General features: G+C 71.2%; 15 protein-coding genes and 1 pseudogene. 13 read left to right on the top strand and 3 right to left on the bottom strand.

What is annotated here, in order from left to right; all coding sequences use genetic code 11:
- The first annotated feature begins 663 nt into the window (after window positions 1-663).
- The 7 genes from F7R91_RS03300 to F7R91_RS03270 all read left to right on the top strand — a co-directional run bounded on the left by F7R91_RS03300 (window position 664) and on the right by F7R91_RS03270 (window position 9,672).
- Window positions 664-1,506, top strand: coding sequence for a nitrilase-related carbon-nitrogen hydrolase (locus F7R91_RS03300; RefSeq protein WP_150944277.1), 843 nt, complete (start codon window positions 664-666; stop codon window positions 1,504-1,506).
- Window positions 1,503-2,786: an aspartate aminotransferase family protein gene (locus tag F7R91_RS03295; RefSeq protein WP_150944275.1), complete on the top strand. Its 1,284-nt coding sequence runs from the start codon at window positions 1,503-1,505 to the stop codon at window positions 2,784-2,786. The genes F7R91_RS03300 and F7R91_RS03295 overlap by 4 nt, the downstream gene beginning before the upstream one ends.
- A gap of 25 nt (window positions 2,787-2,811) precedes the next feature.
- Window positions 2,812-4,386, top strand: a complete 1,575-nt coding sequence (locus tag F7R91_RS03290; RefSeq protein ID WP_150944273.1) for a PucR family transcriptional regulator — start codon at window positions 2,812-2,814, stop codon at window positions 4,384-4,386.
- A gap of 216 nt (window positions 4,387-4,602) precedes the next feature.
- The gene (locus F7R91_RS03285; protein ID WP_150944271.1) at window positions 4,603-5,445 is read left to right on the top strand and encodes a nitrilase-related carbon-nitrogen hydrolase; all 843 of its coding nucleotides are present in this window, start codon (window positions 4,603-4,605) and stop codon (window positions 5,443-5,445) included.
- Between the two features lie 93 nt (window positions 5,446-5,538).
- Window positions 5,539-6,942 carry a dihydropyrimidinase gene (hydA, locus tag F7R91_RS03280; protein WP_150944269.1) on the top strand — a complete coding sequence of 468 codons (1,404 nt, stop codon included), beginning with the start codon at window positions 5,539-5,541 and terminating at the stop codon, window positions 6,940-6,942.
- Window positions 6,943-6,953: 11 nt separating this feature from the next.
- Complete coding sequence (locus F7R91_RS03275; protein ID WP_150944267.1) at window positions 6,954-7,976, top strand: TIGR03842 family LLM class F420-dependent oxidoreductase; 1,023 nt, start codon at window positions 6,954-6,956, stop codon at window positions 7,974-7,976.
- Window positions 7,977-8,148: 172 nt separating this feature from the next.
- Window positions 8,149-9,672 (top strand): NCS1 family nucleobase:cation symporter-1, encoded by a 1,524-nt coding sequence (locus F7R91_RS03270; protein ID WP_191971323.1) that lies wholly within the window; start codon window positions 8,149-8,151, stop codon window positions 9,670-9,672.
- A gap of 22 nt (window positions 9,673-9,694) precedes the next feature.
- On the opposite strand, the gene F7R91_RS03265 is transcribed toward F7R91_RS03270, so the two are convergent.
- Window positions 9,695-10,363 carry a hypothetical protein gene (locus tag F7R91_RS03265; protein WP_150944263.1) on the bottom strand — a complete coding sequence of 223 codons (669 nt, stop codon included), beginning with the start codon at window positions 10,361-10,363 and terminating at the stop codon, window positions 9,695-9,697.
- Between the two features lie 559 nt (window positions 10,364-10,922).
- Between F7R91_RS03265 and F7R91_RS03255 the strand changes: the two genes are divergently transcribed.
- The 3 genes from F7R91_RS03255 to F7R91_RS03245 all read left to right on the top strand — a co-directional run bounded on the left by F7R91_RS03255 (window position 10,923) and on the right by F7R91_RS03245 (window position 15,257).
- A complete protein-coding gene (locus F7R91_RS03255; protein ID WP_191971322.1) occupies window positions 10,923-12,749 on the top strand; it encodes a gamma-glutamyltransferase family protein in 1,827 nt (608 codons plus the stop codon).
- Between the two features lie 156 nt (window positions 12,750-12,905).
- Window positions 12,906-13,748 (top strand): inositol monophosphatase family protein, encoded by an 843-nt coding sequence (locus F7R91_RS03250; RefSeq protein ID WP_150944261.1) that lies wholly within the window; start codon window positions 12,906-12,908, stop codon window positions 13,746-13,748.
- Window positions 13,749-13,847: 99 nt separating this feature from the next.
- Complete coding sequence (locus tag F7R91_RS03245) at window positions 13,848-15,257, top strand: phytoene desaturase family protein (RefSeq protein WP_150944259.1); 1,410 nt, start codon at window positions 13,848-13,850, stop codon at window positions 15,255-15,257.
- A gap of 88 nt (window positions 15,258-15,345) precedes the next feature.
- On the opposite strand, the gene F7R91_RS03240 is transcribed toward F7R91_RS03245, so the two are convergent.
- Entirely contained in the window at window positions 15,346-16,461 is a 1,116-nt protein-coding gene (locus F7R91_RS03240) for a serine hydrolase domain-containing protein (protein WP_150944806.1), read from the bottom strand.
- A 249-nt stretch (window positions 16,462-16,710) separates the two neighbouring features.
- On the opposite strand from F7R91_RS03240, the gene F7R91_RS03235 reads away from it, so the two are divergent.
- Both F7R91_RS03235 and F7R91_RS03230 read left to right on the top strand, forming a co-directional pair.
- Window positions 16,711-17,220 (top strand): O-acetyl-ADP-ribose deacetylase, encoded by a 510-nt coding sequence (locus tag F7R91_RS03235; RefSeq protein WP_150944257.1) that lies wholly within the window; start codon window positions 16,711-16,713, stop codon window positions 17,218-17,220.
- 146 nt (window positions 17,221-17,366) lie between these two features.
- Complete coding sequence (locus tag F7R91_RS03230) at window positions 17,367-18,281, top strand: hypothetical protein (RefSeq protein ID WP_150944255.1); 915 nt, start codon at window positions 17,367-17,369, stop codon at window positions 18,279-18,281.
- Window positions 18,282-18,327: 46 nt separating this feature from the next.
- Here F7R91_RS03230 and F7R91_RS03225 read toward each other — a convergent pair.
- Window positions 18,328-18,702 (bottom strand): annotated as a pseudogene (locus F7R91_RS03225) (VOC family protein); the annotation flags it as partial.
- A gap of 172 nt (window positions 18,703-18,874) precedes the next feature.
- Between F7R91_RS03225 and F7R91_RS03220 the strand changes: the two are divergent.
- On the top strand, window positions 18,875-20,215 hold the full coding sequence (locus F7R91_RS03220) for a hypothetical protein (RefSeq protein ID WP_150944252.1): 1,341 nt from the start codon (window positions 18,875-18,877) through the stop codon (window positions 20,213-20,215).
- The last annotated feature ends 90 nt before the right edge of the window (window positions 20,216-20,305 follow it).

Raw genomic sequence — 20,305 nt, 5'->3', positions numbered from 1 at the left:
CCCGGACCCGCTCGGCGCGCCCCACAGGCGCCATGCCCACCCCACCGGCCGCCGTGCGGCAGCGGCGCGCAGGGCCCGGCGCTGCTGTGCCCGCGCGCGTCGCCACCGGCCACAGCCTGCCGGGGGCGCGATTCGCCGCCCCGAGGCTCGCGCCCCGCTCGGCGGGAGCCGGTGCCTTGCCCCCGCCAACGGCCACCCGCCAGGTTTCATCGCCTGCCCGGTGCCACCCCTGCCCTGCGGGAACCCCACCGGCCGCCGCGCAGCCGTGTTGCGCAGGGCCGGGGCTGGTGTGCGCGCGGCGTCGCCACCTGCCGCACCCCGCCCGGGGGCGCTTCGCCGCCGTGATGCACGCGCCCCCCTCGGCGCACCCCACCGGCGCCATGCCCACCCCACCGGCCGCCTCCGGGTGCTGGGCCTCATCGCAGCCCGGAGCCACCCCTGCCTGCGCCAACCCGACCCACCGTGTCAACGCCGCGGCAGCGATGCCCGCCCCCGCCCCGAGCCTGATCGGCCCCTCGCTCACCCACCGGAGTGTGAAACGTGATCGACTCCGCGGGTTGACGACAATGGTCTTGGCAAGGCTCTCCCAGAGGCTTACGTTCGTGCCTCTACGGTCACTTCTACGGGCGTAGAGGCTCTGGGGTCCCGTCGAAGGAGCAGCTCATGGCCAACGTCGTACGCGCCGCTCTGGTCCAGGCCACCTGGACCGGCGACACCGAGTCCATGGTCGCGAAACACGAGGAGCACGCCCGCGAGGCGGCCCGGCAGGGTGCGAAGATCATCGGATTCCAGGAAGTGTTCAACTCCCCGTACTTCTGTCAGGTCCAGGAGCCTGAGCACTACCGCTGGGCCGAGCCGGTCCCCGGCGGACCGACGACGCGTCGTATGCAGGAGCTCGCGCGCGAGACCGGCATGGTGGTCGTCGTCCCGGTCTTCGAGGTCGAACAGTCCGGCTTCTACTACAACACCGCCGCGGTGATCGACGCCGACGGCACCGTCCTCGGCAAGTACCGCAAGCACCACATCCCGCAGGTCAAGGGCTTCTGGGAGAAGTACTACTTCAAACCGGGCAACGTCGGCTGGCCCGTCTTCGACACGGCCGTCGGCAAGGTCGGCGTCTACATCTGCTACGACCGTCACTTCCCGGAGGGCTGGCGGCAACTCGGCCTGAACGGCGCCCAGCTGGTCTACAACCCGTCCGCCACGCACCGCGGACTCTCCTCCTACCTCTGGCGCCTGGAACAGCCCGCGGCCGCCGTCGCCAACGAGTACTTCGTCGCCGCGATCAACCGCGTCGGCGTCGAGGAGTACGGCGACAACGACTTCTACGGGACGAGCTACTTCGTCGACCCGCGCGGCCAGTTCGTCGGCGACGTCGCCAGCGACAAGACCGAGGAACTCCTCGTCCGCGACCTCGACTTCGACCTCATCGAGGACGTACGCCGGCAGTGGGCCTTCTACCGTGACCGCCGTCCCGACGCCTACGAAGGGCTGGTGCAGCCGTGAGCGACCTGTACGCACGCCATCGCAAGGTCCTGCCCGACTGGCTCGCCCTCTACTACGCGGACCCGCTGGAGATCACCCACGGCGAGGGCCGCCACGTCTGGGACGCCGAGGGCAACAGGTACCTCGACTTCTTCGGCGGCATCCTCACCACGATGACCGCGCACGCGCTGCCCGAGGTGACGAAGGCGGTGAGCGAGCAGGCCGGGCGGATCATCCACACCTCCACCCTCTATCTCAACCGGCCGATGGTCGAACTCGCCGAGCGCATCGCCCAGTTGAGCGGCATCCCGGACGCGCGCGTCTTCTTCACCACGTCCGGCACCGAGGCCAACGACACGGCCCTGCTGCTGGCGACGACGTACCGCCGCAGCAACACCGTCCTGGCGATGCGCAACAGCTACCACGGCCGCTCCTTCAGCGCGGTCGGCATCACCGGCAACCGCGGCTGGTCGCCGACCTCGCTGTCCCCGCTGCAGACCCTGTACGTCCACGGCGGCGTCCGCACCCGCGGCCCGTACGCCTCGCTCGGCGACGACGAGTTCATCGCGGCCTGCGTCGACGACCTGGAGGACCTGCTCGGCCACACCCGCCCGCCCGCGGCCCTGATCGCCGAGCCGATCCAGGGCGTCGGCGGTTTCACCTCACCCCCGGACGGTCTGTACGCGGCCTTCCGCCAGGTGCTGAAGGAGCGCGGCATCCTGTGGATCGCCGACGAGGTGCAGACCGGCTGGGGCCGCACCGGCGACCACTTCTGGGGCTGGCAGGCGCACGCGCAGAACGGTCCGCCGGACATGCTCACCTTCGCCAAGGGCATCGGCAACGGCATGTCCATCGGCGGGGTCGTCGCCCGCGCCGAGATCATGAACTGCCTGGACGCCAACAGCATCTCGACGTTCGGCGGCACCCAGATCACCATGGCGGCGGGCCTGGCGAACATCGCGTACCTGCTGGAACACGACCTCCAGGGCAACGCCCGGCGCGTCGGCGGACTGCTCATCGAGCGGCTGCGGGCCGTCGCCGCGCAGGTTCCCGGCGTACGGGAGGTGCGCGGCCGGGGTCTGATGATCGGCGTCGAGCTGGTCAGACCGGGCACCCACGAGGCCGACCCGCAGGCCGCGTCCGCCGTGCTGGAGGCGGCCCGCGCCGACGGGCTGCTCCTCGGCAAGGGCGGCGGCCACAACACCAGCGCCCTGCGCATCGCCCCGCCGCTGACCCTCACCGTGGCGGAGGCCGAGGAGGGCGCCGCGATCCTCGAACGCGCGCTGCGGGGCATCCAGTAGCAGCGAACCGAGCAAGGGATCAGGCATGACCACCACCCTCCATATCTGGGAGCGACAGGAGCCGACCCTGTCGGTCCGTCAGGTCCTCACGATGGAACGGGTGCTCGCCGGGGAGCCCGAGGTGGTGGCCGGCGCGAGCCAGCTCGACCGGCCCGTGCGCTGGGTGCACGTAGCCGAGGCCCCCGACGTCGGCGTGATGCTCAGCGGCGGCGAGATGGTCCTCACCACCGGTGTGCTGCTCGCCGGCGACGAGGGCGCGCAGGCCGAGTACGTCCAGTCGCTGCACCGCGCGGAGGCCGCGGCGCTCGTCCTCGGCCTCGGCCGGGCCTTCCCCTCCCCGCCCGATGTGATGCGCCGGGCGGCCGAGCGCTGCGGGCTGCCGATGGTCGTACTGCACCGGCCGTTCCCCTTCGCCGAGCTGACGGAGGAGGTCCAGTCCCGGCTGGTGCGGCGGAAGTTCGCGGCGGTCAGCCTCTCCGAGTCGGTACGGACGGCGCTCACCGGTCTCATCACCGCGGGCGCCCCGCTGCAACGGCTGCTCGACGAGGTCGCCCAGCACAGCGCCTGCCCGGTCGTCGTCACCAACCTCGCCCACCGTGTCCTCGCCACGGCGGGGGAGCGGTCGGCGGTCGACGACGTGCTGCGCGACTGGGAGCGCATCGCCCGCCAGGCCGGGGGCAGCGAGGGCGACGGCTGGATCCGCGCCGAGCTCGGGGGACGGGGCGAGCGCTGGGGGCAGATCATGCTGTGCGGCCACCGCGGCGACACCGCCACCGGACGCCTGCTCGCCGACCGCGCCGCCGAGGCCCTCGTCCTGCACCGCATGCTCGGCGGCACCTCGGCGCACACCTGGGAGGAGCAGTCCGCGCAGGGCCTGCTGACCGACCTGGTCTCCGGGGTCGTACCGGCGCGGCAGTTGCTGCCCCGGGCGCGGGCCGCCGGACTGCCGGTCAACCGGCGCACCTTTGTGCCGCTGGTCGTGCGGGACGGCGAGACGGACCGGCTGGACCGGGTGCTGCGCATGCTGGGCCTTTCCGGACTCGTCGCCGAGCTGGCCGACGGAGCGACCGCCGTGCTGCTCAGCCTCGCCCGCGACCAGGACGCCCCGGCGCTCACCGCGCACTTCGCGGCCCGGCTGCGCTCGGAGTCGGGCTCGCCGGGGACCGTGGTGGCGGCGGCCGACCCGCGCACCGCCTGGGACGACGTACCCGCCGGACTGCGTGAGGCGCAGCACGTGGCGGACGCCGTGGCCGACTCCTCGGCCGCCCTGGACCTCCCGGCCGTCGTCCGCCTCAAGGACGTCCACCTGCGCGGACTGATCCGGCTGCTGCGCGACGACCCGTATGTGCAGGCCTTCGCGGAGCGGGAACTGGACGGGCTGCTCTGCGGGGCCGGCGAGGACCTGCTCGCCGTGCTGCGGACCTATCTCGCCACGGGCCGCAACAAGTCCCGCACGGCCCAGCTCCACCATGTCTCCCGGCCCGCGCTCTACCGCCGGCTGGAGGCGATACAGACGCGGCTGGGTGTGGACCTCGACGACTTCGAACAGGCCGCCTCGGTGCACATAGCGCTCCTCGCGCACGACGCGCAACAGGCGTGACCCCGCGCGGCACACAATGCGGCACGCGATGCCGCGAAACAGCGGCGAAAACACAGAACGACCTGGGAAAACGGCGGTGAAACATGGGCTCACGACAGGGTGACACCGTGACACGCCGTATGCCTTCAGACGTGACACCGTGCAACTCAAAGCCTGCTTTCGGACTTCCTAGGCTCCTGGGGCGAGCCCCAGCACACCGAGTGACCGGAGGTCCCGATGAGCACAGTGATCCGTGCCGCCCTCTTCCAGACCGCATGGACGGGCGACAAGGAGTCGATGATCCAGGTGCACGAGCAGGCGGCCCGGGACGCGGCCGCGCAAGGTGCTCAAGTCCTGTGCTTCCAGGAGCTGTTCTACGGACCCTACTTCTGCCAGGTCCAGGACAAGGCGTTCTACGAGTACGCCGAGCGGATCCCGGACGGCCCGATCATCAAGCGGTTCCAGGCGCTCGCCAGGGAGTTGGGCATCGTTCTCGTGCTGCCGATGTACGAGGAGGAGCAGCCCGGCGTCCTCTACAACACGGCCGCGGTGATCGACGCGGACGGCTCCTATCTCGGCAAGTACCGCAAGCACCACATTCCGCAGGTGCCCGGCTTCTGGGAGAAGTTCTACTTCCGCCCGGGCAACAGCGGCTGGCCGGTCTTCGACACCAAGGCCGGCCGGATCGGTGTCTACATCTGCTACGACCGTCACTTCCCGGAGGGCTGGCGCGCTCTGGGCCTCCAGGGCGCCGAGATCGTCTTCAACCCGTCGGCCACCTCGCGCGGTCTGTCCGCGTATCTGTGGCAGCTGGAGCAGCCGGCCGCGGCCGCCGCCAACGAGTACTTCGTGGGTGCGATCAACCGGGTCGGTGTCGAGGACCTCGGCGACAACGACTTCTACGGGACGTCCTACTTCGTCGACCCGGAGGCGCAGTTCGTCGGGGAGGTGGCGAGCGACAAGGAGACCGAACTCGTCGTCCGCGACCTGGATCTCGCCAAGCTGCGCGAGGTGCGCGACCGCTGGCAGTTCTACCGCGACCGCCGCCCCGACGCGTACTCCCCGCTGACCGCACCGTAAGCACGGGGAACCGCGAGAGCAAGCACGGGGAACCGCGAGAGCAGCCACACAACGACCCGCACTTCCGACCGCAACCGAGCGGAGCGTGACCGCATGAGCAGCCGTACCGTCATCCGCGGTGGCCTCGTCATCACCGCGTCCGACGAGATCCACGCCGACGTCCTCATCGAGGACGGCCGTATCGCGGCACTGGCCGCGAGCGGCACCCCGGCCGCCGAGGCATGGACGGCCGAGCGGACCATGGACGCCACCGGGAAGTACGTCATCCCGGGCGGCGTCGACGCCCACACCCACATGGAGCTGCCGTTCGGCGGCACCTTCGCCTCCGACACCTTCGAGACCGGCACCCGGGCCGCCGCCTGGGGCGGTACCACCACGATCGTCGACTTCGCCGTGCAGAGCGTCGGCCACACCCTGCGCGAGGGCGTGGACGCCTGGCACGCCAAGGCCGAGGGCAACTGTGCGATCGACTACGGCTTCCACATGATCGTCTCCGATGTCAACGAGGACACCCTCAAGGAGATGGATCTGCTGGTCGAGGAGGGCGTCTCCTCGTTCAAGCAGTTCATGGCCTACCCCGGCGTCTTCTACAGCGACGACGGCCAGATCCTGCGCGCCATGCAGCGCTCCGCCGAGAACGGCGGCCTGATCATGATGCACGCCGAGAACGGCATCGCGATCGACGTGCTGGTGGAACAGGCGCTGGCCCGCGGGGAGACGGACCCGAGGTACCACGGCGAGGTCCGCAAGGCCCTCCTGGAGGCCGAGGCCACCCACCGCGCCATCCGGCTCGCGCAGGTCGCCGGAGCGCCGCTGTACGTCGTGCACGTCTCGGCGATGGAGGCGGTCGCCGAGCTGGCCCGGGCGCGCGACGAGGGGCTGAACGTCTTCGGCGAGACATGCCCGCAGTACCTCTTCCTGTCCACCGACAACCTGGCCGAGCCGGACTTCGAAGGCGCGAAGTACGTGTGCTCGACGCCCCTGCGGCCCAAGGAGCACCAGGCCAAGCTGTGGCAGGGGCTGCGTACCAACGACCTCCAGGTCGTCTCCACCGACCACTGCCCCTTCTGCTTCGTCGGCCAGAAGGAACTCGGCCGCGGCGACTTCTCCAAGATCCCCAACGGTCTGCCGGGCGTCGAGAACCGTATGGACCTGCTCCACCAGGCCGTCGTCGACGGGCACATCTCGCGCCGCCGCTGGATCGAGATCGCCTGCGCGACCCCGGCCCGTATGTTCGGCATGTACCCGAAGAAGGGCACCATCGCGCCCGGCGCCGACGCCGACGTCGTCATCTACGACCCGCACGCCGAGCAGACCCTGTCCGCCGAGACGCACCACATGAACGTCGACTACTCGGCGTACGAGGGCAAGCGCCTGACCGGCCGCGTCGAGACGGTCCTCTCACGCGGCGAGCTCGTCATCACCGAGCGGGAGTACACCGGACACGCGGGTCACGGTGTCTACACCCCGCGCTCCACCTGTCAGTACCTCACCTAGGAGTGGCGCACATGGACTTCGGACTCGTCCTGCAGACCGACCCGCCGGCCTCGAAGGTCATCAGCCTGATGAAGCGCGCCGAGCGCAACGGCTTCACCTACGGCTGGACCTTCGACTCGGCCGTGCTGTGGCAGGAACCGTTCGTGATCTACAGTCAGATCCTCTCCAGCACCAGCAAGCTGACGGTCGGCCCCATGGTCACCAACCCGGGCACCCGCACCTGGGAGGTCACCGCCTCCACCTTCGCCACCCTCAACGACATGTTCGGCAACCGCACGGTGTGCGGGATCGGCCGCGGCGACTCCGCGATGCGGGTGGCGGGCCGCAAGCCCAACACCCTGGCCCGCATCAGCGAGGCGATGAAGGTCATCCGGGCGCTGGGGAGCGGCGAAGAGGCCGACCTCGGCGGCGGTACGGTCATCAGATTCCCGTGGATCAAGCCCGGCGCCGAACTCCCCGTATGGATGGCGGCGTACGGCCCCAAGGCGCTGAAGATGGCCGGTGAGGAGGCCGACGGGTTCATCCTCCAGCTCGCCGACCTGTACCTCACCGAGTACATGGTCAAGGCGGTGAAGGACGCCGCGGTCGCCGCCGGGCGTGACCCGTCCGAGGTGAAGATCTGCGTCGCCGCACCCGCCTACGTCACCGAGGACGACTCGCCCGAGGCGCTCGCCCATGCGCGGGAACAGTGCCGGTGGTTCGGCGGAATGGTGGGCAACCATGTGGCCGACCTGGTCGCGAAGTACGGCGAGCACTCCGCCGCCGTACCCGAGGAACTCACCGACTACATCAAGGCCCGCGAGGGGTACGACTACTCCCACCACGGGCGCGCCGACAACCCCGACACCGCGTTCGTGCCGGACGAGATCGTCGACCGGTTCTGCATCGTCGGCCCCGTCGGGAAGCACATCGAGAAGCTGCACGCGCTGCGCGAGCTGGGAGTGGACCAGTTCGCCGTCTACGACATGCACGACGCCCAGGAGGCCACCATCGACGCGTACGGGTCGACGGTGATCCCGGCGGTCAACGGCTGACCGGACCCGTAGCCCTGACCCGTCCCCGTAGGTCCCCCACCTGATCTCCCCCTTTCCGCTCTCCCGGGAAGGGGGCCAGGGCGCTCCGCGTTGTTTTTCCCCCAGGGCGCACCCCCCATCGGCACCACCCGCACGGCCTTTCCCGACCCACCTCCCCTTGATTGGCCTGCCCATGACCGATACCGCTCCCACGGCCATACCGCCGTCCGCCCAAGTCACCCTCGCCGACGGCCGGGTCGAACTCGCCCCGGGCGCCGCCCCGAGCGGCCCCTACGCCAACGAGGACCTGCTGCCGGTCCCGGTGGAGAGGCGCACCTGGACCACGTACAACTTCACCGCGCTGTGGGTCGGCATGGCCCACAACACGGCCTCCTGGACCCTCGCCTCCGGTCTGATCGCCGTCGGCATGGACTGGAAGCAGGCGGTGCTCACCATCGCCCTGGCCAATGTGATCGTGCTGGTGCCGATGCTGCTCACCGGGCACGCCGGACCCAAGTACGGCATCCCCTTCCCGGTCTTCGCGCGCGCCTCCTTCGGCGTCCGCGGCGCCAACCTGCCCGCCGTCGTCCGGGCGCTGGTGGCGTGCGGCTGGTTCGGCATCCAGACCTGGATCGGCGGCGAGGCGATCTACTTCCTCGCCGGCAAGCTGATCGGCGACAGCTGGGCGAACGCCGCGCACATCGGCGGCCACGCCTGGACCATGTGGCTGTCGTTCGCGCTGTTCTGGGTGCTCCAGGTCGCGATCATCTACCGGGGTATGGACACGATCCGCCGGTTCGAGAACTGGGCGGCGCCCTTCGTGCTCGTCGGCGCGTTCGTGATGCTGATCTGGATGAGCAACAAGGCGGGCGGCTTCGGCCCGCTGCTCGACCAGCCCTCGCAACTCGGCTGGGGCTCCGACTTCTGGAAGCTGTTCTGGCCCTCCCTCATGGGCATGATCGGCTTCTGGTCGACCCTGTCCCTGAACATCCCGGACTTCACCCGCTACGGCAAGAGCCAGCGGGCCCAGACATGGGGACAGGCACTGGGCCTGCCGACCACCATGACCCTGTTCGCGTTCCTGTCGGTGCTCGTCACCTCCGGTTCGCAGGCGGTCTACGGCGAGACGATCTGGGACCCGGTCCAGCTGGCCGCCAAGACGGACAGCGTCGTCGGCCTGCTGTTCGCGCTGGTCACCGTGCTGGTGGCGACCCTGTCCGTGAATGTCGCCGCCAACCTGGTCTCGCCGGCCTTCGACTTCTCCAACGTCGCGCCCCGGAAGATCAGTTTCCGGGCCGGAGCGCTCGCCACCTGCGTCATCGGCGTGCTCATCTTCCCGTGGAAGCTGTACTCCGACCCGCAGGGCTACATCTTCACCTGGCTCGGCCTGGTCGGCGGTCTGCTCGGCACGGTCGCCGGCATCCTGATCGCCGACTACTGGATCCTGCGCCGCGGCAGGCTCGACCTCACCGACCTGTACCGCACGGGCGGCCGCTACTGGTACGAAGGCGGCTGGAACTGGCGGGCCGTCGTCGCCTTCCTGGCCGGCGGCGTCCTCGCCGTCGGCGGCGCCGACTTCCACCCGCTGGTCGACGGCCGGCCCGTCCCCGCACTGGCGCCGCTCGCCGACTACGGCTGGGCGGTCGGACTCGGCACCTCGATGCTGCTGTACGTGGTGCTGATGCTGGCGCGCGGACGGGACCGTCTGGAGGCGTGAACCCGGCGGCGGAGGAGGGCGGTCAGGACTTCTGACCGCCCTCCAGCCCCGCCGCCGCTTCCTTGGCGGCTTTGATGGCGCCCTTGTTGATCTCGTCCGTACCGGGCGCCTTCTTCGACTCGAAGTCACTGCCGTTGTACGTGACGATCACCAGCGCGTTGGACACCTGCGCGAGGACCACGCCCTCGCGTGTCTCCTGCTTGTCCTCGGTGGTGAGGTTCACGACGGAGTAGCCCGCGTCGCCGAGACCGGGGACCGTCCCTCCGCCGTTTTTCTCCGCGATGCGTGCCTTGTACGACTTCTGTGCCTCTTCGTCCGAGTCCATGAGCTCGAAGGAGACGTCGAGCCAGCGGTAGTCGTACCCCTTGAGAGCGTTCCAGGAGCAGGTGCGGCGCACCTTCGTGTCCGTCGAGGGGATCTCCTTGCCGGCCGTCTTGGCGCCCGGCACAAGGGACTTGACGGTCTTCTCGGACAGGGTGCCGCACGGGGCGGGCGCGGCGGCGTACGCCTTCGAGGCCGCCGACGTCGACGGCGCGGAGGGGGACTGGGTGGCCGTCTTCCCGTCCGCCTTGTCCTCGGCGGCCGGGGTCGCGGCCAGCGGACCGGACGACAGCGCCCAGCCCGCCGCGGCGAGCACGACGACCGGGGACAGGCGCGCGGTGAGGCTGATCGGCAGAGGTAGGGAACGCACGGCGCACTTCTCGTGGGGGATGGTGCGGAGGAGTCCACACTGCGGACAGGAACGCCAGTGTCACACGAGACCCGGTGAGACGAAAGTGTCAACTCGCTCCGTGCTCGCGTGGTAACTGTGGCTGGAGATCGACGGGTTGTGTGTCCCGTTATGTCCGTGCGGCGGGCGGTGAACTGACCGAGTCGCACGGGGTGGTGCGGCCGGGCGGGCCTGAACACCCGCACCCCGTGCGTCAGTCGGGCGAGCCGTGGAGGTGCGTGCGGGCGGACTCCGCGATCAGGCGGTCGTTCTTCAGGACGTCGGTCGCCGCTGCCCGGTGACGAGCGTGATCAGGAACAGGTTCACCGAGAGCTTCATCAACAACATGGTCATAGGAGCCCCTCCTACGACCACGGTCATAGGGTGGACTCAGCCGAGCGGACCGTCCGCGCCCTGGCGACCGCGTCCCGGGAACTCGGCCCTCTCCTCGACGCCGCGGTCGCCGCGGTCGGCACGGCGGAGGACTGACGGCCGTTCCCGCCGCGTACCGGAGCACGGCCTGGAAGAAAGGCGAGAGTTGGTGTTCACCACCCGACCCACCCTCCAGGGCACCTTCGGCATGGTGTCCGCCACCCACTGGCTGGCCGCGCAGTCGGCGATGGCCGTGCTGGAGAACGGCGGCAACGCCTACGACGCGGCCGTGGCGGGCGCCTTCGTGCTGCACGTCGTCGAGCCGCACCTCAACGGGCCGGCCGGCGAGGTGCCGATCCTGCTCGCCCCTGCGGGCGGCGAGGTCCGGGTCCTGTGCGGTCAGGGCGTCGCTCCGGCCGGGGCGACGGTCGCCCACTACCGGGACCTCGGCCTGGACCTCGTCCCCGGCACCGGTCCGCTCGCCGCCGCCGTGCCGGGCGCCTTCGACGCCTGGATGCTCCTGCTGCGCGACCACGGCACGAAGCCGCTCGCCGAGGTCCTCTCGTACGCCATCGGATACGCGGAGCACGGGCACGCGCCCGTGGAGCGCGTCGGCGAGACCGTGGAGTCCGTCCGGGAGCTGTTCGAGACCGAGTGGACCTCGTCGGCGGAGGTGTACCTGCCCGGCGGACGACCTCCCCGGCCCGGCGAGCCGTTCCGCAACCCCGCGCTCGCCGCCACCTGGAACCGACTGCTCGCCGAGGCCGCCCGCGCGGGGGACCGGGAGGCGCAGATCGAGGCGGCACGGGAGGCGTGGCGCAGCGGGTTCATCGCCGAGGCCCTCGTACGGCAGGCGCACCGGCCCACCCCGGACACCAGCGGCGAGCGCCACTCCGGCACGCTGACGACCGAGGACCTCGCCGCCTGGTCCGCGACCTACGAGACCCCGGCGACGTACGACTGGAACGGCTGGACCCTGTGCAAGGCCGGACCCTGGAGCCAGGGCCCGGTCCTGCTCCAGCAGCTCGCGCTGCTCCCGCCCGAGCTGCCCCCGTACGGTTCCGCCGATTACGTCCACCTGCTGATCGAGGGCTGCAAGCTCGCCATAGCCGACCGGGAGGCCTGGTACGGGGACGCGGCCGAGGTGCCGCTGGACGAGCTGCTGTCGGTGCCGTACAACACGGCCCGGCGGCAGCTCCTCGGTGACCGGGCATCGTACGAGCTGCGGCCCGGCAGTCCGGGCGGGCGCACTCCGCGGCTGTGCGCCCACGCGCGCGTGGAGGCGGGTGACGAGCCCGGCTCGAACTGGCCGGGCGCCGGCGAGCCGACCGTGGCCGTGCACGGGGCGTCCCGCACACCCGGCGCACCTCACGTCGCCGCGGACGGAGCGACCCGCGGCGACACCTGCCACCTCGACGTCGTCGACCGCTGGGGCAACATGGTCGCGGCCACGCCCAGCGGCGGCTGGCTCCAGTCCAACCCCGTCGTGCCCGAACTGGGCTTCCCGCTCGGCACCCGGCTTCAGACGACCTGGCTGGAGGAGGGCCTGCCGAACTCCCTCACCCCGGGCCGCCGGCCGCGCACCACCCTCACGCCCTCGATCGCGCTGCGCGACGGGCTCCCCGTCCTGGCGTTCGGCACACCCGGCGGGGACCAGCAGGACCAGTGGCAGCTTCATTTCTTCCTGGCGGTGGCGCTGCGGGACGAGGTGCGCGGCGGCCCGGACCTCCAAGGCGCCGTCGACGCCCCGAACTGGCACAACGACGGCTTCCCCGGCTCGTTCCATCCGCGCGGCATGCGCCCGGGCAGCGTCACCGTCGAGTCCCGCATGGACCCCGGCGTCGTAGCGGAGCTGCGGCGGCGCGGGCACGACGTGACCGTGGGTGACGCCTGGTCGGAGGGCCGGCTGTGCGCGGTCGCCCGCGACCCGCGGACCGGGATCCTGTCGGCGGCGGCGAATCCCCGGGGCATGCAGGGGTATGCGGTCGGACGCTGAGGCCCGGCCCAGGGGCGGGGCCGGGCGGGGCCGCCGGTAACGGGTGGTTACGTCCCTATGTAGGTGCTGATGTCCCGCACCGGGTGTTCATCCCGATTCCACCGCGAGTACACGGGCCGGGTGGGGATTGTCAGTGGCGCGTGCTCTCATGGAGACATGATCGAAGAAACGGAAACCATCGACGAGTTTCTCGCGCGCCACTCGGCCGACGTGGAGGAAGCGGTCCGCAAGGCCGCCGCGGCCGAGATCCTGCCCCGGTTCCGCCGGCTCGCCGACCACGAGATCGACCAGAAGTCCGGCCCGCACGACCTGGTGACGGACGCCGACCGCAACGCCGAGCAGTACCTCACCGAGGCCCTCGGCGCCCTTCTGCCCGGCTCGGTCGTGGTCGGCGAGGAGGCGGTGCACACCAACCCGGTGGTCTACGAAGCCATACAGGGCGACGCACCCGTCTGGATCGTCGACCCGGTCGACGGAACGCGGCAGTTCGTGCACGGCGACCCCGGGTTCTGCACTCTCGTCGCGCTCGCGCAGGGCGGAGACGTGCTCGCCTCGTGGACGTACGCGCCCGCGAGCGACCAACTCGCCACGGCGATACGGGGCCAGGGCGCGTTCCTCGACGGTGAGCGGCTGTACTCCGGCGCGCCCGAGCCCGTCCGGGACCTCCAAGTGGCCACGTCCCACCCGGACTACACGACCGACGAGCAGAAGCGCGCCCTGCTGGGCCTGTGGACGGACGGTGTGGCACCGCGCGCGTGCGGTTCGGCGGGCCTGGAGTATCTGGCCGTCGCCCGCGGCGAGTTGGACGCCACGGCCTTCTCCTGGGAGGCAGCCTGGGACCACGCGGCGGGCCTGCTCCTCGTCGAGGAGGCGGGCGGCGCCCACCTGACCCGCACGGGCGAGCCGTTCCGCATCAGGGGCGGCAACCAACTGCCGTTCACGGCGGCGCGCGACGCGGCCACGGCCCGCCGCGTCGCTGAGCTGCTGAGCGCGTCGTAGCCACTCCCGCCGACCGCCCGACCCCCGGTCCGTCGGTCCCGCGGCATATCCTGATCCTCAGAGGCCATCGGCTGACGAAGGGGTCCGAAGGTGCCGTCGATGCTCGATGCGGTCGTGGTGGGTGCGGGGCCGAACGGGCTGACCGCTGCCGTGGAGCTGGCCCGCCGCGGCTTCTCCGTGGCCGTCTTCGAAGCCCGGGACACCGTGGGCGGGGGAGCGTGCACCGAGGAGCTCACCCTCCCCGGCTTCCGCCACGACCCGTGCTCCGCGGCGCACCCTCTCGGCATCAACTCGCCCGCCTTCCGTGCCCTGCCCCTGGAGCGCTACGGCCTTCAGTGGCTGCACCCCGACCTGCCCATGGCCCACCCCTTCCCCGACGGCACCGCCGCCGTGCTGTCGCGCTCGGTCGCGGAGACGGCCGCCTCCCTCGGGCCGCGCGACGCGGGGGCGTACCGCAGGCTGGTCGAGCCCTTCCTGCCCAAGTGGGACACCCTGGCCCGCGACTTCATGTCGCTGCCGCTGACCGCGCTGCCCCGCGACCCGGTCACCCTCGCCCGCTTCGGCCTCGTGGGACTGCCGCCGTCGACCTGGCTGATGCGCCGCTTCCGGGACGAGCGGGCCAAGGCCCTGTTCGCCGGTCTGGTCGCCCATGTGATGGCCCCGCTCACCGGCTTCGCCACCGGCGCCGTCGGCCTGGTCTTCGCCCTGGCCGCGCACGCCCGGGGCTGGCCGGTGGCCCGCGGCGGCTCCCAGTCGATCTCCGACGCCCTCGCCGCCCTTCTGAAGGACCTCGGGGGCGCAATCCACACCGACTACGAGGTCAAACGCCTCGACGACCTGCCGCCCGCGCGCGCGTACGTCTTCGACACCTCGCCGACCGCGCTGGCGAGGATCGCGGACCTCGGCAACTACTACGCGGGCTACCGCTACGGCCCCGGCGTCTTCAAGGTCGACTACGCGCTCGACGGCCCGGTGCCGTGGACCGCGAAGGAGGCACGCGTGGCCGGCACCGTGCAGATCGGCGCGGACAGCGCCGAGATCGGCACCGCTCTGCGCGCCGCGTCCCGGGAGGGCCGTGCGCCCGACAGACCGTTCATGATCACCGTGCAGCCGGGCGTGGTCGACCCCACCCGCGCCCCCGCCGGCAAGCAGGTCTTCTGGGCGTACGGGCATGTCCCGAGCGGCTGGACCGGCGACCTCACGGACGCCATCGAACGCCAACTGGAGCGCTTCGCCCCGGGTTTCCGCGACCGCGTCCTCGCCCGCGCGACCGCGGGACCGCCCGAACTCGCCGCCCGCAACGCCAACTACATCGGCGGCGACATCGGCTCCGGCGCGGTCTCCGGACTCCAGATCCTGCTGCGCCCCAAGCTGTCCCTGTTCCCGTACGGCACGTCGCACCCGGCGGTCTTCATCTGCTCGTCGGCCACGCCGCCCGGCCCCGGCGTCCACGGCATGTCGGGACACAACGCGGCCAAGGCCGTGTGGCGGCGGCTGCGGCAGATGTGATCCGGCCCAAGACGCGGAGCTGAGAGCGGGAGCGGGCAGCCTGTGCAGGCCCAGACTGCCCATAGCGCAGAGACTGGCCGTTGCGCAGTCAGTTCAGGCCGCTGTAGGCGGCCATCACGATCTCCATGCCGCGGTTGTCATCCTGCCGGTCCCGGTCGATCATCTGGTTCATGACATAGGCCACCGTCATGCGTGAGCCGGGATCGCTCGCGACCAGCGAGCCGCCCCAGCCGCCCCAGCCGAAGGTGTTGCCGAACTTACCGAAGCCCACCGTCCAGGACATGGGCGTCCGCAGGACGCGGTCGTTGCCGCGGAACACCTCCTGCCACGCGGGCTCGCACCCCTCGGGGGACAGCAGTCGCACGCCGCCGACCGAGCCCCCGTTTGCCAGTACCGACTGGACAAGGGCGACAGACCGAGCGTTGCCGAAGCCGTTCACCGCAGGGATCTGCGCTCGGCGCCAGGCCACGGAGTTGGCGTCCTTGACCCGGATCGCGACGCCGGTGTTCTCCCGAGGTGCGCCATCCGGTCCGGGCGGTGCGCTGGCGGCGTACTCATCGGTCAGTGACGGCGGCGGGATGAGCGGTGCGACGCGGTGGTCGTGATCGGCAGAGAGCCCGATGTGGAAGTCCGCGCCCAGCGGTTCGGCCACTTCGTCGGCGAAGAACTCGCCGAGGCTGCGGCCGGTGATCCTGCGGACGATCTCACCAACGAGGAACCCGAAGGTGAGCGCGTGATAGCCGGCAGCCGTTCCGGGTTCCCATACGGGCGCCTGCGCGGCCAGCCCCGCTGTCACGCTCTCCCAGTCGTAGAGCTCCTCGGGCGCCGTCGGCCCGGTCAGGTCCGGCAGCCCCGCTGTGTGCGACAGCACGTGCCGTACCAGAACGCTCTCCTTGCCGGCCGCGGCGAACTCGGGCCAATAAGCGGCGACCGGGGCGGACAGATCGAGCTCGCCCCGGTCGGCCAGAATCAGCGCGCACAGCGCGGTCATGTTCTTGGTCGTCGAGTTCACGCCCGTGATGGTGTCGCGATCCCAGCCGGCGGAACGGTCCGCATCGGCGTACCCGCCCCAGATGTCGACCACCGGCTCGCCATCAAGGTAGACGGCCGCCGAGGCGCCCACGTCGTCCTTGCCGAGCAAAGCTGCAAGCGCCTCACGAACAGCGGCGAACCGCGGATCGCATGATCCATCAATACCCGTCATGGGCGGAAGCCTCAGGCCTCGCCGCCACACCGGTCAACCGAATTACGGGCGATGGCATCGCGGCCGAACTCGCCCGGGCCCGCGACAGGTTGACGGGGCTCGGCCTCAAGGGGACCCCTCGTGAAGCGCCGACGGTGAAGCCCGGAGCGTGGGCCGCCCGATGGGCCGCGCCGGCCTGGACCCGCCGCCCGGCCCCGCCCCCGTCCGTGGTGCGAAAACTCGCCCCCGTCCGTGGTGTAAGAAACGGACATGACCACCATCACGCTCGTCCAGGGCGACATCACGCGCGAAAGTGTCGACGCGATCGTCAACGCGGCGAACTCCTCCCTCCTCGGCGGCGGAGGCGTCGACGGCGCGATCCACCGCCGGGGCGGCCCCGCGATCCTGGAGGACTGCCGCAGGCTTCGTGCCGCCCACTACGGGAAGGGCCTGCCCACCGGCCAGGCGGTCGCCACCACCGCGGGCGAACTGGACGCGCGGTGGGTGATCCACACGGTGGGTCCGCGGTTCAGCCCCCAGGAGGACCGGTCGCAGCTGCTGGCCTCCTGCTACCGGGAGTCGCTGCGGGTCGCGGACGAGCTGGGCGCCCGCACGGTCGCGTTCCCTGCCGTCTCGGCGGGGATCTACGGGTGGCCGATGGACGACGCCGCGCGGATCGCGGTGGAAACGGTCCGGGCCACGAAGACGGACGTCGAGGAGATCAGGTTCGTCCTGCTCGACGAGCGGGCGTACGAGGCGTTCGCCGCGCAGGTCCGCTGAATCCTGTCCATGGGGGCGCGGGTTCTGTCCCGCCGGCCGTGCCGGGGCTTGACTGTATGCTTGACTGTATACCCCCCAGGGGTATGGTGAATCTGAACGGAGGGCCCCGACACCAGGCCGGAGGCCCGTTTGCTCAGGAGACGGTCATGCACGCTGGACTCAAGATCACCGCCTTCGCCGCGGCGCTGGCCGCGACGTTCGGCACCGCCTACGGCGTGGGTCAGAGCCTCGGCCCGCCGGCCGCGGACACCCCGCCCGCACCCCACGACAGCCACGGGAAGGACTCCCCGGCACACGCCGAGCGAGGCGGCCACACAGGACACGAAGCGACCCCGGCGGGGGGACTGCAGATCTCCGAGAACGGCTACACCCTCGACCTGGAAACCCCTCGCGTCAGCGCGGGGCAACGCGCCGACCTGCGCTTCGCCATACGGGACGGGAACGGTCGCGCCGTCACCGCCTACCAGCGCGAACACGACAAGGAACTGCACCTCATCGTCGCCTCACGCGACCTCGTCACCTACCGCCATCTGCATCCCGCCCGCGCCGCCGACGGCACCTGGAGCACCCCCGTCGCGCTGCCCCGCGCGGGCGGCTACCGCGTCTTCGCCGACTTCACCCCGGCGAGGAAGGGGGCCGGGAACCTCACCCTCGGCGCGGACCTGGCGGCCTCGGGCCCGTACGAGCCGAGGAGCCTGCCGCGGCCCGCCGTCACCGCCCGGACCGACGGCTACGACGTCCGGCGGGCCGGACGGCTGCGCCCGGGCGCAGCCGAGGAGCTCCGGCTGACGGTCTCCAGGAACGGCAGGCCCGTCAGCGACCTCCAGCCCTACCTGGGCGCGTACGGGCATCTGGTGGCCCTGCGCTCCGGCGACCTCGCCTACCTCCACGTCCACCCGAACGGCGAACCCGGCGACGGCACGACCAGGCCCGGCCCGGACATCTCGTTCACGGCCACGGCGCCGAGCGACGGCACGTACCGCCTCTTCCTCGACTTCAAGCACGGGGGAGAGGTCCATACGGCGGCCTTCACGGTGCGGACCGGAAGCCACGGTCACTGAGCAGGGTGAGGCGGGGTCAGGCGGGGTCAGGCGGGGTCAGGCGGGGTCAGGCGGGGTCAGGCCCCTTCGGTGGCTGATGCAGCCCGAACGCGGAGCCCTGGTCGTCGCGGCACAGCTTGAACCGGCCGAACCGGCGGACCGACTCCTCGTCCTCCTCCCCTTCCTCGCCGAGCTCCTCGACCGTCCCGCCCAGCTCGCGCACCTTCGCGAGAGCCGTGTCCAGGTCGTCGACGCGGAAGAACAGATACGGTGAGGCGCCGGCGTCGCCCCCGTGCAGACCGCCAGGCAGGCCGTCGGTGGTGATGGCGAAGCCGCGGCCGGTCGGGCCGGCGTCGAGGGTCCAGCCGAACAGGGCACCGTAGAAGGCGCGCCCGCGCTCGGGGTCGGCCACTCCGAGTTCGAAGAAGCTCGGTTCGCCTGCCGTGTCCTACCTCCTGACCCGCCGCTGCGTCCATCGTGCTGCCGAACCGGCGCCGCCGCAGCCCTGCCGCACCCTCGTGGTCACCCGAACGGTGCCGCAGCGTTCGCCGCCCTTCCGCACACGGGATGTCCTGTCCTTTACCGGGAGATACCGGTCGAGGAGGGAGAACCCAGTGGCGGACAGTGAAGGCGCCAAGGACGCCTCCGGCGAGGACGCCACACGGGCGGAGCTGGAGCAGCTGCGGGCGCGCGTGGCGCAGCTGGAGGCGGGCGGTGCCGAGCGTGCGCCGCGGCACAGGGTGCGGTCGTTCTTCGCCGCCGTACTGATCATCATCGGCTGTGTTCTCGCGCCTCTGGCCGCCGTCGCCGCCTGGACCGCGAACATCGTCGGCGACACGGACCGGTACGTGGACACCGTCGCGCCCCTCGCCTCCGACCCGGACATCCAGAACGCGGTCGCCAACCGGGTCACCGATGTCGTGGCGGACAAGCTCGACCTGACCGCCCTGCTGCAGGGCGCGGCCCCCGCCAACCGTCCGCTGCTGGAAAAGGCGCTCGGCAAACTGGGCGACTCGCTGGAGAGCGCCGTCAAGAGCTTCGTGCACGACAAGACGCAGGAGATCGTCGCGTCCGACGCCTTCGAGAAGATCTGGACCGACGCCAACCGCCGCGTCCACGCCGCCGTCGACGAAGCCCTGACGGGCAGCGCCGACAGCGCCGTGAAACTGAACCAGAACACGGTCACCATCGACCTCGCCCCGGTGATCGAGCAGGTCAAGCAGCGACTCGTCGACAGCGGTATGACGGTCGCCGCGAACATCCCCGACATCCACACCAACTTCACCGTCGTCCAGGGAAAGGACGTCGGCAGGCTCAAGACGGCCTTCCGGCTGCTCCAGCTCGCCGGATTCTGGCTCCCCGTGCTCGCCGTGCTCCTGGTCGCCGGAGGCGTCCTTCTCTCCACCCACCGCCGCCGGACCCTGATCACCGCCGCGCTGTGCTTCGCCTTCGCCACCGCGCTCCTCAACGTCGGCCTGATCGTCTTCCGGGACGTCTACCTCGGCAACCTGCCGGAGAACATCTCGCAGCCCGCGGCCGAGTCGGTGTACGACACGTTGACGCGCTTCCTCCGCGGCTCGGTACGGACGGTGGTGACCCTCGGCATCGTCGTCGCCCTCGCCGCCTGGATGACCGGACCGGGACGTGTGCCTCGCGTCGGACGGCAGATGTGGCACGCGGGCATCGGCGCCACCCGCGGGGCCGCCGACCGGGCCGGACTGCGCACCGGACCCGTCGGGCCGTTCGTGCAGCACCGCCGCGCATGGATCACCTGGATCCTGGTCGGCGGGTTCATCCTGTGGTTCATCCTGTGGCCCTACCCGACCGGCTGGGTCGTCACCGGTCTGGCGCTCGGCCTGCTGTTCGCGCTCGCGGTGGTCGACTTCGTGGCGGAGGACGAGGACACCGCGAAGCCGGCGGAGCCGGGCACGCCGGAGCCGTCGGGCACGAGCTGAGCCCCCGGGCGTCGGAGGAGGCGATCCCGCGGGGCCCTGGCCACACAAGGTTGATGTCGGATTCTCGCCAGCCCCCGCCCGCCCCGTGTC

Origin of the sequence: Streptomyces luteolifulvus, from assembly GCF_008806595.1 — a bacterium.
GTDB lineage: Bacteria > Actinomycetota > Actinomycetes > Streptomycetales > Streptomycetaceae > Streptomyces > Streptomyces luteolifulvus.
Note: the sequence above shows the minus strand (reverse complement) of the source record. Positions and strands in the feature narration are given on the sequence as shown.